The sequence below is a fragment of the Fulvimarina uroteuthidis genome (genome assembly GCF_034321785.1).
Taxonomy (GTDB): Bacteria; Pseudomonadota; Alphaproteobacteria; order Rhizobiales; family Rhizobiaceae; genus Fulvimarina; species Fulvimarina uroteuthidis.
The window spans coordinates 367,545-381,673 of the sequence record NZ_JAXLPB010000004.1 but is presented as its reverse complement, the minus strand read 5'-3'; the positions used below and the strand labels follow the sequence as shown (position 1 = coordinate 381,673).

Here is a 14,129-nt window from a genome sequence, read left to right as displayed (position 1 = left end):
TCGCCTGCATGAGACAGGTTTAAGGCGATGCCTGCCATCGCGGCAAGCGTGCCGTGCGTTCCGCGATGTCGTTTGCGCGCGGTTTCGCGTGGCCAGCGTCGGATTTCGCCTCCGTGCGGGGCGCTAGGGGCGCCGGAAGAGCCGCTTGATCGTCCGCCAGGTCTCGCGCGGGTTCGTCGGCACCGGAAACGGCAGCAGCGAATCGTCGGGCGGCGAGAGGGACAGGCCGGCGCTGGTGACGACGCCGTCCGCATCGGTCTCGCGCACGATGAGCTCGACCGGCTCGATCACCGCCCGGTCGCCGTAGGAGGCCCGCCCGCCCAGGCGCCGCGCGATGAGGGCCGCGACCGTCAGGGTGCTCTCGTCCTCGCCGAGCTGAAGCCCGTAGGCTTCGGCGAGGGATCCGGCAAGGGACGCGGGATTGATCGTGAACTCGCCGAAGAACTCGTCGTCGTCGTCGGCCACGGGCGCGGGGCTTGCGAACAGGCGGTCGAGCAGCGGCGGGTAGCGCGGCGAGATGAACAGGAAGACGTAGTCGCCGGGCTTCAGGCGACCGGCATACTGGTAGCGCATCGAGCGCCCGTCGCGGATGACGAGCGAGGGCCGGGCCCAGCGCGGAACCCGGGCGCCGGTCGCGACGGGACTGTTTTCCACCACCTTGTAGGACAGGAGCTCGTGGCTGGCATCGCCAGGCAGCTCCAGCTCGAACTTCTCGACCGGGCCGATGCGGGGCGGGACCGTGAGACGCAGCCAGCGGGCGACGCTCGCCAGCGTCCAGCCCTGGAGGAGAAGGGAGGTGAGGACGATGACGAAGGCGATGTTGAAGAAGGTGGTCGAGACGTCGAGCCCGGCGAGGATCGGCAGGATCGCAAGAAGGATCGAGACCGCGCCGCGCAGGCCCACCCACGAGACGAACACGGTCTCGCGGCGGCGAAAGCCGAACGGGACGAGGCAGAGCCAGACGGCGAGGGGGCGGGCGAGGAAGATGAGGAAGAGCGCCAGCAAGACGCCGGGGATGAGGATCGTGTCGAAGTTGCGCGGCGTCGCCAGCAGTCCGAGAATGAGGAACATGATGATCTGGGCAAGCCAGGTCATGCCCTCCTGGAACCGCTTGATGGAGGCGGCGCGCTTGAGGTTGGCGTTGCCCGCATAGAGCCCCGCGACGTAGACGGCGAGGAAGCCCGAGCCGTCGAGCGCGCCGGTCAGGGCGAAGACGGCGAGCGACAGCGCGATGATGAGGATCGGCAGGAGCGCGCGGTCGACGTCGAGCTTGGCGATGAAATAGGCGATGCCGCGCCCGCCGATCAGGCCGGCGACGAGGCCGAGGCCCATCTGCTGAATGAAGCCGAGGAGAATGCCGAAACCCAGCGCGTCCGTGCCGCTGCCCTCCCGCAACAGTTCGACGAGCGCGATCGTCAGGAAGATCGCCATCGGATCGTTGGTGCCCGATTCGATCTCGAGCAGCGATTTGACCCGGTCCCGCAGCGTGATGCCGCTGGTCTTCAGGAGGAAGAAGACGGCGGCCGCATCGGTCGAGCCGACGATGGCCCCGAGCAGGATGCCCTCCAGCAGTCCGACGCCCAGGAGCCACTCGGCGGCGAGGCCGAACAGGACCGAGGTGACGAGAACGCCGATGGTGGCGAGTGTGATGGCGGGCGCGGCGGCCTGCCGGAACGTCGAGAACGGCGTCTGGAATCCGGAATCGAAGAGGATGACGGCCAGCGCCAGCGTGCCGACGAAATAGGCCAGCGGGGCGTTGTCGAATTCGAGGCCGAGCCCGTCCGTGCCGGCGATCAGCCCGACGGACAGGAAGAGCAGCAGGAGCGGCGTGCCGAACCGCGAGGCGAGAATGCTGGAAAATGCTGCAAGCAGCACGAGAAGCGTGCCGACGAGGATGAGAATATAGAGGTCGTCGAGCATGGGCGCCTGCTAATCCACCGCGATCGCGGACGCCGATCGAACAAGCCCGCCGCGATCGGTCTTGCGGCGGGTTTTCGCCGAAAGAATGGCTTCGGCGGAGGATATGCGCCTGCGGCACGCCCCGGCCACGGATTTTCATGTGCGCCGCGAAAAAAAACGGGCCGCATGACGCGGCCCGTGTCCGGCTGATCGTATGTCCGCTTTGCCGTCAGGCCGCGTGCGGCTGGTCAGCCGGCATTGTGCAGGGCGATCGCCGTGTCCGACATGCGGTTCGAGAAGCCCCACTCATTGTCGTACCAGGACAGGATCTGGACGAAGGTGCCGTCCATGACCTTGGTCTGGTCCATGTGGAAGATCGAGGAATGCGGATCGTGGTTGAAGTCGATCGAGACATTGGGAGCGTCGGTGTAGCCGAGAATGGTCTTCAGCGGACCGTCCGCAGCGGCCCTGATCAGGCTCTTGATCTCGTCGACGCTGGTCGTCCGGCTGGCGATGAACTTCAGATCGACGACCGAGACGTTCGGGGTCGGCACGCGCATCGCGAAGCCGTCGAGCTTGCCGTTGAGTTCCGGCAGCACGAGACCGACGGCCTTGGCCGCGCCGGTCGAGGTCGGGATCATCGACAGCGCCGCGGCGCGGCCCCGATAAAGATCCTTGTGCATCGTATCGAGGGTCGGCTGGTCGCCCGTATAGGAGTGGATCGTCGTCATCATGCCCCGCTCGATGCCGATGGCATCGTTGAGGACCTTGGCGACCGGCGCGAGGCAGTTCGTCGTGCAGGACGCGTTGGAGACGACCCTGTGCTCGCCGGTCAGCTTGTCGTGGTTGACGCCGTAAACGACGGTGAGATCGGAATCGGTGCCGGGCGCGGAGATGAGCACCTTCTTGGCGCCCGCATCCAGATGGGCCGATGCCTTGTCGCGGGCGGTGAAGAGGCCGGTGCATTCCAGCGCGACGTCGACGTCGAGTTCGCCCCAGGGCAGGTTCTTCGGGTCGCGCTCGGCGGTGACGCGGATCGGGCCGCGGCCGACATCGATCGTGTCGCCGTCGACCCGGACCTCGCCGGGAAAGCGGCCGTGCACCGAATCATAGCGGATGAGATGAGCGTTGGTCTCGACCGGGCCGAGATCGTTGATGCCGACCACCTCGATATCGGTACGGCCCGATTCGATGATGGCGCGAAGGATGTTCCGGCCGATGCGGCCAAAACCGTTGATTGCGACGCGGACTGCCATGGGGTGTCTCCCGGTTCGTTCGAGGTCTTCGTGGATAGCCGGGCAGGACGCCGGGCGTTGGCTATGCACGTAACGACAAGTTTCTCCGTGATCAATGTGCAACGCTCATCAGCTTTTGTGATATCGCGGGCCGGCGCGACGATGGTTGCGGAGCGGCGGGCGGGCGATCATGGATCGCCCGCTTGGCGAATCGCCGCTTCTCGTCCCATTCGATCGGCTCCCGGCATCGAAGGCCCGCCGCGGCGCCGATGGCCGAAACGCGTTTGTCCAAACGCTCACTCCCGGAAAGGGCAGGCATGAAGACTTTCCTGCGCGTGACCAAGGCTGCCATGGTCGGCTGGTGGAACGACCGTGCGCTCAGCCTCGGCGCGGCGATCTCGTTCTACGCCCTGTTCTCGCTGGCGCCGGTTCTTCTGGCGAGCGTGACCATTGCCGGGCTCTTCTTCGGCCAGGACGCGGCGCGTCTTGCGGTCGTCGACGAGGCCGGCGGCCTGATCGGGGCCGATGCCGCCGCCGCGCTCGATTCCATGCTGAGTGCGGCCAAGCAGTTCGGCACCGGACCCCTGTCGCTCCTGTTCGGCATCGCGATGTTCTTCATCCTGGCGACCGGTGCGATCGTCGAGCTGCAGGACGACCTCAACATCATCTTTCGCTCGCAGCCGGAGGGCGGCAATGTGTGGGTCATGATCAAGAGCCGGCTGATCAGCGCCGCCCTGGTGCTGACCCTCGGCTTCCTGCTCTTGATCTCGCTGGTCCTCGATGCCGGCCTCACGGCGCTGTCGTCCTATCTCCTCGATCGCTTCGAGGACATGCGGCCCTTCATCGTCGTGCTCAACGTGCTGTTCGCCTGGTTGATCGCGTCGACGATGTTCGCGCTGATCTTTCGGCTGCTGCCGGAAAAGCGGCTGGAATGGCACACGGTCATCGTCGGCGCGGCGCTGACGGGCGCGTTGATCGAGATCGGCAAGTTCCTGATCGGGCTCTATATCGGCCGGAGCGGGATCACGTCGACCTACGGGTCGGCCGCCTCGCTCGTCACGATCCTGCTGTGGATCTTCTACACCTGCCAGATCTTCCTGTTCGGTGCCGAATTCACCTGGGCCTACGCCCGCGAGCGCGGCACGTCCGATGGCGAGACGCGCGCGCACGCCGATCCGGGCTGATCAGGACCCGTCGGGCTGAGGGGCCTCGGCCCGGGGCGTGGCGGCAAGGGCCGCTCGAACGCGGCTCACCACGGTGTCGGTGGTGATGCCGAAATGGGCGTAGAGCTCGCCCGCCCGTCCGCTGGCGCCGAACCCGTCCATGCCGACGAAGAGGCCGCGCCGGCCGATCAGCGCGTCCCAGCCCTGGCGCACGCCTGCCTCGATCGCGACCTTGAGGGAGCGGTCGTCGAGGAACGCGGCGCGATATTCCTCGCTCTGCCGTTCGAAGAGTTCGAAGCAGGGGACCGAGACGACGCGGGTCGCGATGGCGTCGCGGTCGAGCACCGCCTTGGCCTCGATCGCGATCTGAACCTCCGAGCCCGTCGCGAACAGCGTGACGGCGGCTTCGCCGTTGGCGGACGCAAGCTCGTAGGCGCCGCGCGCCGAGCGATTCTCGTCGTGCTGGTCGGTACGCAGCGCCGGCACGTTCTGGCGCGACAGCGCGAGCACGCTCGGCATCGTGCGCGACTGCAGCGCGATGTCCCAGCACTCGAGGGTTTCGACGTAATCGGCGGGGCGCATGACGGCCAGGTTCGGAATTGCCCGAAGCGCCGCCAGATGCTCGACCGGCTGATGGGTCGGGCCATCTTCGCCCAGCCCGATCGAATCATGGGTGAGGACGTAGATCGTGCGGATGCCCATGAGGGCGGACAGCCGGATGGCGCCCCGTGCATAGTCGGAGAAGACCAGGAACGTGCCGCCATAGGGAATGACGCCGCCATGCAGTGCCATGCCGTTCATGATGCCGGCCATGGCATGCTCGCGAATGCCATAGTGCAGATAGCGCCCGCCATAATTGTCGGCGTCGAGCCGTTCGAGCGATCCGGTCAGCGTGTTGTTCGAGCCTGTCAGATCCGCGGAACCGCCAATGGTTTCGGGAACCAGTTCGTTGATGATCGCGAGCGAGAGTTCCGAAGATTTTCGCGTCGCGATGTCGGGCCGTGTCTCGTTGGCCTCGCGCTTGGCCCGTTCGATGCCCTGCTTCAGGCCGCTCGGCAGGTCGCCGCGGTGGACGCGGTCGAATTCGCCGCGCTGCACGGCGTCGAGGCTGGACAGCTTCTGATCCCATGTGCGCCGTGCCGCGCTCGATCGCAGCCCGGCGATGCGCCACTGATCGACGATGGTGGCGGGAATTTCGAACGGCTCGTGCGGCCAGCCGAGCGTCTCGCGCATGGCCTTGATCTCGTCGGTCCCGAGCGGCGAGCCGTGCGCTTTCGCGGTGCCGGCCTTGGTGCTTGCGCCGAACCCGATCGTCGTGCGGCAGGCGACGAGGCTCGGCCTGTCGGAGGCGTTGGCGGCCTCGAGGGCAGCGGCGATCTCCTCCTGATCGTGACCATCGCAGGTGAAGGTCGACCAGCCGCAGGCCTCGAAACGGGCGATCTGGTCGGTGGAATCGGCCAGCGACACCTTGCCGTCGATGGTGATGCCGTTATCGTCCCACAGAACGACGAGCTTCGACAGCTTGAGATGGCCGGCCAGGGAAATGGCTTCCTGGGAGATGCCCTCCATCAGGCAGCCGTCGCCGGCCAGCACGTAGGTGCGGTGATCGACGATGTCCTCGCCGAAGCGGGCGGACAGGTGGCGCTCGGCGATCGCCATGCCGACGGCGTTGGCGATGCCCTGGCCGAGCGGGCCGGTGGTCGTCTCGATCCCGGCGGCGTGGCCGTATTCGGGATGGCCCGCCGCTTTCGAGCCGAGGCGGCGGAAGGTTCGGATCTCGTCGAGCCCGATATCCTTGTAACCCAGGAGATAGAGCAGGCTGTAGAGCAGCATCGAGCCGTGCCCGGCCGAAAACACGAACCGGTCGCGGTTCGGCCAGTCGGGCTGCGTCGGGTCGAACGTCATGAACCGCGTCATGAGGACAGTGGCGATATCGGCCGCCCCCAGCGGCAGTCCGGGATGACCCGAAGCGGCGTTTTCCACCGCGTCGGCGCTGAGGAACCGAATGGCGTTCGCCATGTCGCGCGCGGTTTCACCTGTCGTCATGGATCGGGCCCCAGTCTTCTCGTTTTCACGCGATATGCCTCGGCGAGGCTGTCCTCCCGGCAAGTGCCCGGTGACACATCACACGTCTTTTGCGCTGTCAATGCGGGCACCGGGGCGGCAAAATGCCGGCCGGACGATCCTGTCGGCGTTGCGTGGAAGGCCCTCTCGCCTTTTCCTTCCGCCTCATGCAGGCTAGACCATGGCTGGATCCGGCACGGTGTGCAGCGCGGACGCCAAACAGGTAAGATCGGTGATGGACGACGAGTTCGACAGGAGCGAGGCGCGGCTGGCCGCGGCCGGCGAAGCGCTTTCAGGGGCGATCGAGGCACGGCTCGCGCGCGAGAGCGTGCTCGTCGACACCGAGGCTATGATCCAGCGCATGACGACCGATCGCGGCCGCCTTGCCCGCGAACTCGACGGCGCGCTGGCCCGCAGCGAGCGTCTGGAAAAGGCCAATCGCGAGGTCTCGCACCGTCTGGTCGACGCCATGGAGCGGGTGCGCGACGTGATTTCACCGCCCGAGGCGCCGGAATGACCCAAGCCAGGGCGCGCGCGACGACGAAGCCGGGAAGGGGGTAGAGCGCCGATGCCGCAGGTGGTCGTCGAAATCGATGGAAAGACCTATCGCATGGCCTGCGGGCCGGGCGAGGAGGACCATCTGCACGAGCTCGCCCTCGACATCGAGGAAAAGATCGCCGGGCTGAAGGACGGCGTCGGGCAGATCGGCGACCAGCGCCTGACCATCATGGCCGCCATCATGACCGCCGACGAACTGTCCGACGCGAAGGTCCGCATCCGTTATCTCGAAGCCGAGAACGAGACGCTGCAAAAGCGCATCGTGACCCTCGATGCCCGGCTCTCCGATCTCAGGACCCGCTTCGCGCGGGCGATGGACCGTGCCTCCCAGCTGATGGAAAGCCTGACGAGCCGGCTGTCGTGACGGTGCGATCACAAGCCTGTGGGCGGCGCAAGGGCCGCATTGCGCTCGCGTGAGCGTGGCTTAGATAGCCCGCCCATGAACGAGAGCCCCCCCGCCATCCGCCGCTTTCCCCGCCAGCACCGCTCGGGCCGTATCGCGGCGGCGTTCGTCGCCTCGCTGATGGCCATGGCGTTCGCCGGCTGCGCGGGCGCCCTCAACGCCGTCACCACCGGAGCCGGCTATAGGCTCGTCGAGGACGTCGCCTACGCGGCGGGCGCGCGCGGCACGTTCGATCTCTACGTGCCGGAGAGCGCCGGCCCCAATTCCCCCCTGGTCGTGTTCGTTCACGGCGGTAGCTGGGACATGGGCGACAAGGACATGTACCTCTTCGTCGGCCAGTCGCTCGCAAGCCAGGGCATCATCGTCGCGGTTCCGAATTATCGCCTCTATCCCCAGGTGACGTTTCCCGGCTTCGTCGAGGACGGCGCGTCGGCCGTGGTGGCGGTCGATGCGATGGCGCGCGAGGGCCGGAACGGCATTCCCGCCGGCCGGCATCCGCTGTTCCTGATGGGGCATTCGGCGGGCGCGCAGATCGCCGGCCTGCTTTCGACCGATGCGCGCTACCTGGCGCGGGCCGGCGGCGCGATCGGCCGGATCGCCGGGTTCATCGGCCTTGCCGGGCCTTATGATTTCCTGCCGCTCACCGAGGATCGCTACAAGCGCGTCTTTCCAGAGCCGTCGCGCGAGGCCAGCCAGCCGATCAACTTCGTCGACGGGGACGAACCGCCGATGCTGCTGATCGCTGGGAGCGCCGATACGACCGTCGACCCGCAGAACACGCGCTTGTTCGCCGCGCGGCTGAAGGCGGCGGGCATTCCCGTGACGTCCCGGATCGTTCCGGGCGTCGATCACATCGGCGCGATCACCTCGTTCGCAACCGCCCTGAAGCTCAGCGACCAGTCGATCAGGGCCGACGTGCTGGCCTTCATCGCGGCGCGCTCCTGAAGGCTTGTCGACCATGACGAATGGAGACGATCTCAGATCCTACGAGCCGCGCCGATTTCCGGGCCTTGCATCCTTGATCGGCCGGTTCGCGACGCTCGAGCCGATCGTCGACGACCGGGCGTTCGGCGCGCTGTGGCAGGCCTATTCGGCCGACACGGACGGCGAACTGTGGCGCTGGATGCACGATGGCCCGTTCGCGGACGAAGCGCAGTTCCGGGCGTTCGCCGCGCGGGTCTACCTGCAGGACGGCCACCGCTTCTACGCCATCGTTCCGAACGGGAGCGGCAGGGCCGCCGGTGTCGCGGCCCTGTTCCGGGCCGACCTTGCGAACGGGGTGATCGAGATTGGTCACATCTGCCTTGCCCCGTCCCTTCAAAGGACGCCGGCGGCGACGGAGGCGTTTCACCTGATCATGCGGCACGTCATCCGGGATCTCGGCTACCGGCGCCTCGAATGGAAATGCAACGATGAGAACGTCCCGTCCAAGCGTGCGGCCGAGCGGCTCGGCTTGCGCTTCGAGGGCGTGTTCCGCCAGCACCAGATCGTCAAGGGCCGCAACCGCGATACGGCCTGGTACGCGGTCCTCGACCGTGAATGGGCGGCGCTGGAGCCGGCGTTCGCGACATGGCTCGACGCGGCGAACTTCGATCGCGACGGCATGCAGCGCCGATCGCTCGGATCGCTCACGAGCGCGGCGTCAGACCTGTCGCGATAGGCTGGGCTCGTCGCTTATCCGTTCGCCGACACGATGGTGATCAGCGCCTCGGCGGGATAGAAGCTTTCGTACAGAACGCCGTCGCCCGGCATGAAGCGAAGAATGGTCTTGCTGTGCTCGTCGGCCATTTCCAGCGTGCCCTCGGCCGTCTGACGCCATTTCACGATCTGCGCGAGGGCCGGCGAGGTCTGGCAATCGGGACCGAGCGGAGCGATCGTGTACTGCGCGGTCGCACCGCCGAGGTCGGGAATCCGGCAGGTGGCGCCGCTGCGCAGATCGATCATGCGGATGGTCGGCGATGTCTTCGGGGTCTGGGTGACGGGGGCGACGGCCGCCGTGGTCATGGGATCGATGAGCGTGGCGCCGGCCCGTGTGGTCTCGGAGGGGAGCGGGCCGCCCTGGAGATTGGCGACGAGAATCACGGCAGCAATGCCGGCTCCCGCAGCGGTGGCAACAAAATTCATCATGGAATGGCCTTCGAAACACATCACTTACAAGCCCCCATTATGAAACCATGATCCTTAAGCGAACGTTACCTCTCATAGGATTTCGTTAGGATTGTCCGGTTCGTGGACATCTCGCCTCAACCTTTCCGGCCGACCGACTGGTGCAACGGATGATCGAGGATGCCCGCAAAGCTGCACGATGGGTCCAATTGAACAGATCAGTTTGCCTGACGAGTCCGGCAACGTCCGTCCCATGAGATGAAACGGACGGTTCCACCTGGCTGAGCTTTCCATCAACTTGGTTCTTGAACCGATTGAATGCCAAATCAAACCGTTTGAATTTGCCAATCACCCCATATAATCGATTAAATATTTGAATGTGCTTGGTTCCGGCTAGTAATACTGTTGTCACATTCCCGACGGTGCGGTACCCTCCTGCCATCTTCAACGGCTTGGCGTTTGCCAGGCCGCAATTGTTTCAAGGACGGGCAGGGCACCATGAACGAGATCGGACCACGCAACCCGAAGGCGGGCATCGAGACGACGGGACTTGCGGACCTGTCCTCCATCCGGTGGAACCTGTCCGAGGCGGAACTCGTCGAGGCGGCCGTCCGGCGCGGGGAGGGCGAGCTGACCGCGCACGGCGCGCTGAACGTGACGACCGGCAAGCATACCGGGCGTTCGGCCAAGGACAAGTTCGTCGTGCGCGACGAAGCCACCGAGGACGCGATCTGGTGGGACAATAACAAGCCGATGACGCCGGCCGCCTTCGCAGCGCTGCGCGAGGACTTTATCGCCCATGCCCGCGGCAAGGACATCTTCGTCCAGGATCTCATCGGCGGTGCCGATCCGGCCAACGCCATCAAGGTGCGCGTGGTGACCGAGTTCGCCTGGCACGCCCTCTTCATCCGCAACCTTCTCATCCGTCCGGCCACCGAAGCGCTGGCCGACTTGGTGCCCGAGATGACGATCATCGACCTGCCGTCCTTCAGGGCGGACCCCGAGCGCCACGGCTGCCGGACCGAGACGGTGATCGGCTGCGATCTGGAAAACCTCGTCGTTCTCATCGGCGGCACGTCTTATGGCGGCGAGATGAAGAAGAGCGTCTTCACCGCTTTGAACTACCGCTTGCCGAAGACCGGGGTGATGCCGATGCATTGCTCGGCCAATGTCGACGATGCGGGCAATTCCGCCGTCTTCTTCGGCCTGTCCGGCACCGGCAAGACGACGCTTTCGGCCGATCCCGCCCGGACGCTTATCGGCGACGACGAGCATGGCTGGGGCGAGGAGGGCATCTTCAACTTCGAGGGCGGCTGTTACGCCAAGACGATCCGGCTTTCGCAGGACAGCGAGCCCGAGATCTTCGGCACGACCCGCAAGTTCGGGACCGTGCTCGAGAACGTCGTTCTCGACGCGAACCGCGTGCCGGACTTCGACGATGGCTCGTTGACCGAGAACACCAGGGCGGCCTATCCGCTCCACTACATTCCCAACGCATCGGCGACCGGGCGCGACGGGCATCCGACCTCGATCGTCATGCTGACCGCCGACGCCTTCGGCGTGCTGCCGCCGATCGCGCGGCTGACGCCGTCGGAAGCCATGTACCATTTCCTGTCGGGCTACACGGCGAAGGTGGCGGGCACGGAAAAGGGCGTGACCGAGCCGGAGGCGACCTTCTCCACCTGCTTCGGCGCGCCGTTCATGCCGCGCCATCCGTCCGCATACGGCAATCTGCTGCGTGACCTGATCGCCAGGCACGGAGTCGACTGCTGGCTCGTCAATACGGGCTGGACGGGCGGCGCCTACGGCACCGGCCAGCGCATGCCCATCAAGGTGACGCGCCGCCTGCTCGCCGCCGCGCTCGACGGATCCTTGAAAAGCGCGCAGTTCCGAACCGATCCGCACTTCGGCTTTGCCGTTCCCGTCTCGGTCGATGGGGTGGAGGACCGCATTCTCGATCCGCGGTCGACCTGGGCCGATCCGCATGCCTATGACCGGCAGGCCAAGCGTCTCATCGAGATGTTCCGGGAAAACTTCCATCGCTTCGAGGATTCGGTGGACAGCTCCGTCATCGATGCGGCGCCGAGCTTTCAGATCGCCGCCGAGTGACGCCCCGTCCGGGCGTTCCGGACGATGATCGCGCCATGCAAGAGCCCGTGCCTCCACCTTCGGCGGCACGGGCTCTTTTGTCTCGAACGGTGCCGGCGGAGCCCCGGCTCGCCCCCGTTGTCTTGCGCTCGGCCGCGCGGAAGACTTTCTGCGCGGCGCCCGGCGTTCTATAAGGAACGGAATTTTCCGCTGCGCACGGTTCTGGAAGCGTGAATGCCCGACCCTCTCGTCATCACCCATCGCATCACCATACCGGACTACGAGATGGCCGAGCAGTTCCTGACGGCCGGCGGTCCGGGGGGGCAGAATGTCAACAAGGTCGCGAGCGCCGTCCAGTTGCGGTTCTACGCGGCGCAATCGGGAGCGATCAGTCCGGACGCCAAGCGCCGGTTGATCAAGCTGGCGGGACGGCGGGCGACGAAGGAGGGCGAGATCCTGATCGAGGCCTCGCGCCATCGCACCCAGGAGCGCAACCGGGAAGATGCGCGCGATCGGTTGCGCGCCCTCGTGATCGAAGCGCTGAAGCCGCCGCCCCCGCCGCGCAAGAAGACCCGGCCCTCGCGCGGGTCGATCGAGCGGCGCATCAAGGAGAAGAAGGGGCGCGGCGCGATCAAGGCGATGCGCGGCAGGGTCGACGACGGATGATCGGTGCGGTGACGGGGTGATCTCTGCACAGGCGCGGGCGCCGCGCTGTCCGAAGCCGGCGACGGCGCGCGGGGACCGGCAGAAGGCCCGCCCACCTCACGGATCGGGGCGACCACGCCGAAGCCCCCGCCGCAGCCCTCGGCACCGAACCTTGCCCTAAAGTCATATGAACCTTGAATGAACATCAGGCGTGGCAAAACGTCTTGCCGTTTCTTCCAGATTTAACAATGTCGGGGTAAAAATCTGCGAATTCCCTGTATTGGAAGGTCTGTCGTCGTCCTCGGAAAAGCGTTTTCGAAGAAAAACGATTTTGTGAAGCGTCGTTTGGAAACGAAACCCCGGCCGAGTGCGTATCTTCCACATGATCCTTCAAGAGAAAGGCGCCTGTCGGCGTTTCGCGAAGGACAGGAAACAAGACGACGACCGAGGAGGTCCCCTTATGTTGAAGACCCTTATCCGCACCACCGCCATCGCAACGCTGTTCGCAGCCGGCGCAGCCTATGCGCAGGACAATGGCGCGAGCGCGCCGACGGCCGAGACCCCCGCTGCCGAAACCCCCGCGACGACGTCCATGTCGGACGAGATGCCGGTCGTCGGCGGCGCTCCGATGGATCCGCAGAAGAACATTGTCGAGAACGCCTCGCAGGCTTCCAATCTCACGACCCTTGTCGCGGCCGTGAAGGCAGCCGAACTCGAGGAGACGCTGGCGGGCGAAGGGCCGTTCACGGTGTTCGCGCCGGCCAACGAAGCCTTCGAAAAGCTGCCCGAAGGCACCGTCGACGAGCTCATGAAGGCTGAAGGCAAGGAAAAGCTCACCAAGATCCTGACCTATCACGTGGTGCCTGCCGAGGCGACGTCCGAAGCGGTTATGAAGATGATCGAGGACGATGGCGGCTCGCACGCGGTCAAGACCATCGAAGGGGAAGAGATCACCCTGACGATGGAAGGCGAGAGCATTGTCGTCACGGACGCGCAGGGCAACAAGGCGACGGTCACGCAGGCCGACGTGACGCAGTCGAACGGCGTCGTGCATGTCATCGACACCGTCCTGATGCCGTCCGAGTAATCGGTTTCGCCATCCCGTCTTCGACGGGGCCGGGACTATGACGACCTGCCCGCTCCTTGCCTCAAGGGGCGGGCAGGTCATTCGCGTTTGTTCGCGTTGACGAGAGACATGCCGGGTCTTTCCGGTTGGAACGGCGGGATCCGAAAGGTCCGGGCGTGCCATGAAACAATTCGGTCCGCTTTCGCGAATGTCTTCTTATATTGATGAAAAACCTTGTCATCGCGTTCGGAAGGCCGGCGGGGTGGCATGAAACGGAGACGAGTGATGTCCATGCCACGACGAACCTTCCTCGCATCGGCCACGGCTCTTGTCGGCGCCGCCACGTTCGGGCTCTTCATGCGTGGAAACGCGGAAAGCGCCGAGGGCGAATTTCCGGTGTCCCTGTCGACGGAGGAATGGCGCGAGCGCCTGACGCCGGCCCAGTTCTCGGTGCTGCGTGAAGAGGCGACCGAAGCGCCGTTCTCCAGCCCACTCAACAAGAACGAGAAGGCCGGCATCTATGCATGCGCGGGGTGCGACAATCCGGTCTATTCGTCGCGGACGAAGTTCGATTCCGGCACCGGCTGGCCGAGCTTCTACGCTCCGCTCAGCGAAAGCGCCGTCGGCACCGCAACCGACTACAAGCTGATCTATCCGCGCACGGAGGTTCACTGCGCAAGCTGCGGCGGTCATCTCGGTCATATTTTCAACGATGGTCCGAAGCCCACGGGAAAGCGTCACTGCCTCAATGGCGTCGCGCTGAATTTCGTGCCCGGCGCGACCAGCGTAGGCTGACGGACACGCATTCTATCCGTGAAGCCGTCGCGAACGCCGCGTTCCGCCTGGAACGCGGCGTTTTGCGCATGAAGGGTGCGCCGGCTCTCATTGAAGCGAGGCATGTC

The 14,129-nt window shown here is 65.6% G+C and carries 13 protein-coding genes; 9 read left to right on the top strand and 4 right to left on the bottom strand.

From position 1 onward, the window contains the following. Positions 1-123: 123 nt before the first annotated feature. Positions 124-1,920: a potassium/proton antiporter gene (locus tag U0C82_RS14015; RefSeq protein WP_322187776.1), complete on the bottom strand. Its 1,797-nt coding sequence runs from the start codon at positions 1,918-1,920 to the stop codon at positions 124-126. A gap of 227 nt (positions 1,921-2,147) precedes the next feature. Then, the gene (gap, locus tag U0C82_RS14010) at positions 2,148-3,155 is read right to left on the bottom strand and encodes a type I glyceraldehyde-3-phosphate dehydrogenase (protein ID WP_322187775.1); all 1,008 of its coding nucleotides are present in this window, start codon (positions 3,153-3,155) and stop codon (positions 2,148-2,150) included. 296 nt (positions 3,156-3,451) lie between these two features. On the opposite strand from gap, the gene U0C82_RS14005 reads away from it, so the two are divergent. Beyond that, positions 3,452-4,318 (top strand): YihY/virulence factor BrkB family protein, encoded by an 867-nt coding sequence (locus U0C82_RS14005; protein ID WP_322187774.1) that lies wholly within the window; start codon positions 3,452-3,454, stop codon positions 4,316-4,318. Here the strand turns inward: U0C82_RS14005 and tkt are convergent, their stop codons facing one another. After that, on the bottom strand, positions 4,319-6,343 hold the full coding sequence (tkt, locus tag U0C82_RS14000; protein WP_322187773.1) for a transketolase: 2,025 nt from the start codon (positions 6,341-6,343) through the stop codon (positions 4,319-4,321). It lies immediately after the preceding gene. 199 nt (positions 6,344-6,542) lie between these two features. On the opposite strand from tkt, the gene U0C82_RS13995 reads away from it, so the two are divergent. From U0C82_RS13995 to U0C82_RS13980, 4 genes are all read left to right on the top strand, one after another. Continuing rightward, positions 6,543-6,878: a DUF4164 domain-containing protein gene (locus U0C82_RS13995; RefSeq protein WP_416186680.1), complete on the top strand. Its 336-nt coding sequence runs from the start codon at positions 6,543-6,545 to the stop codon at positions 6,876-6,878. 51 nt (positions 6,879-6,929) lie between these two features. Continuing rightward, positions 6,930-7,283 carry a cell division protein ZapA gene (locus tag U0C82_RS13990; protein WP_322187772.1) on the top strand — a complete coding sequence of 118 codons (354 nt, stop codon included), beginning with the start codon at positions 6,930-6,932 and terminating at the stop codon, positions 7,281-7,283. 75 nt (positions 7,284-7,358) lie between these two features. Beyond that, on the top strand, positions 7,359-8,267 hold the full coding sequence (locus U0C82_RS13985) for an alpha/beta hydrolase (RefSeq protein ID WP_322187771.1): 909 nt from the start codon (positions 7,359-7,361) through the stop codon (positions 8,265-8,267). Positions 8,268-8,280: 13 nt separating this feature from the next. Further along, a complete protein-coding gene (locus U0C82_RS13980; protein ID WP_322187770.1) occupies positions 8,281-8,982 on the top strand; it encodes a GNAT family N-acetyltransferase in 702 nt (233 codons plus the stop codon). 14 nt (positions 8,983-8,996) lie between these two features. On the opposite strand, the gene U0C82_RS13975 is transcribed toward U0C82_RS13980, so the two are convergent. Next, positions 8,997-9,449, bottom strand: coding sequence for a hypothetical protein (locus tag U0C82_RS13975; RefSeq protein WP_322187769.1), 453 nt, complete (start codon positions 9,447-9,449; stop codon positions 8,997-8,999). A gap of 477 nt (positions 9,450-9,926) precedes the next feature. On the opposite strand from U0C82_RS13975, the gene U0C82_RS13970 reads away from it, so the two are divergent. From U0C82_RS13970 to msrB, 4 genes are all read left to right on the top strand, one after another. After that, positions 9,927-11,537, top strand: a complete 1,611-nt coding sequence (locus U0C82_RS13970; protein WP_322187768.1) for a phosphoenolpyruvate carboxykinase — start codon at positions 9,927-9,929, stop codon at positions 11,535-11,537. Positions 11,538-11,750: 213 nt separating this feature from the next. Further along, positions 11,751-12,182, top strand: a complete 432-nt coding sequence (arfB, locus tag U0C82_RS13965) for an alternative ribosome rescue aminoacyl-tRNA hydrolase ArfB (protein WP_322187767.1) — start codon at positions 11,751-11,753, stop codon at positions 12,180-12,182. A gap of 439 nt (positions 12,183-12,621) precedes the next feature. Further along, the gene (locus U0C82_RS13960) at positions 12,622-13,248 is read left to right on the top strand and encodes a fasciclin domain-containing protein (RefSeq protein ID WP_416186679.1); all 627 of its coding nucleotides are present in this window, start codon (positions 12,622-12,624) and stop codon (positions 13,246-13,248) included. Between the two features lie 270 nt (positions 13,249-13,518). Continuing rightward, positions 13,519-14,022, top strand: coding sequence for a peptide-methionine (R)-S-oxide reductase MsrB (gene msrB, locus U0C82_RS13955; protein WP_322187766.1), 504 nt, complete (start codon positions 13,519-13,521; stop codon positions 14,020-14,022). The last annotated feature ends 107 nt before the right edge of the window (positions 14,023-14,129 follow it).

Bases quoted from the DNA above. Each gene is read 5' to 3' on its own strand.
- tkt (WP_322187773.1), bottom strand. From the start codon at position 6,343: ATGACGACAGGTGAAACCGCGCGCGACATGGCGAACGCCATTCGGTTC.
- U0C82_RS13960 (WP_416186679.1), top strand. From the start codon at position 12,622: ATGTTGAAGACCCTTATCCGCACCACCGCCATCGCAACGCTGTTCGCA.
- U0C82_RS14005 (WP_322187774.1), top strand. From the start codon at position 3,452: ATGAAGACTTTCCTGCGCGTGACCAAGGCTGCCATGGTCGGCTGGTGG.
- U0C82_RS13990 (WP_322187772.1), top strand. From the start codon at position 6,930: ATGCCGCAGGTGGTCGTCGAAATCGATGGAAAGACCTATCGCATGGCC.
- U0C82_RS13985 (WP_322187771.1), top strand. From the start codon at position 7,359: ATGAACGAGAGCCCCCCCGCCATCCGCCGCTTTCCCCGCCAGCACCGC.
- arfB (WP_322187767.1), top strand. From the start codon at position 11,751: ATGCCCGACCCTCTCGTCATCACCCATCGCATCACCATACCGGACTAC.
- U0C82_RS14015 (WP_322187776.1), bottom strand. From the start codon at position 1,920: ATGCTCGACGACCTCTATATTCTCATCCTCGTCGGCACGCTTCTCGTG.
- U0C82_RS13970 (WP_322187768.1), top strand. From the start codon at position 9,927: ATGAACGAGATCGGACCACGCAACCCGAAGGCGGGCATCGAGACGACG.
- U0C82_RS13980 (WP_322187770.1), top strand. From the start codon at position 8,281: ATGACGAATGGAGACGATCTCAGATCCTACGAGCCGCGCCGATTTCCG.
- U0C82_RS13995 (WP_416186680.1), top strand. From the start codon at position 6,543: ATGGCTGGATCCGGCACGGTGTGCAGCGCGGACGCCAAACAGGTAAGA.
- gap (WP_322187775.1), bottom strand. From the start codon at position 3,155: ATGGCAGTCCGCGTCGCAATCAACGGTTTTGGCCGCATCGGCCGGAAC.
- msrB (WP_322187766.1), top strand. From the start codon at position 13,519: ATGCCACGACGAACCTTCCTCGCATCGGCCACGGCTCTTGTCGGCGCC.
- U0C82_RS13975 (WP_322187769.1), bottom strand. From the start codon at position 9,449: ATGATGAATTTTGTTGCCACCGCTGCGGGAGCCGGCATTGCTGCCGTG.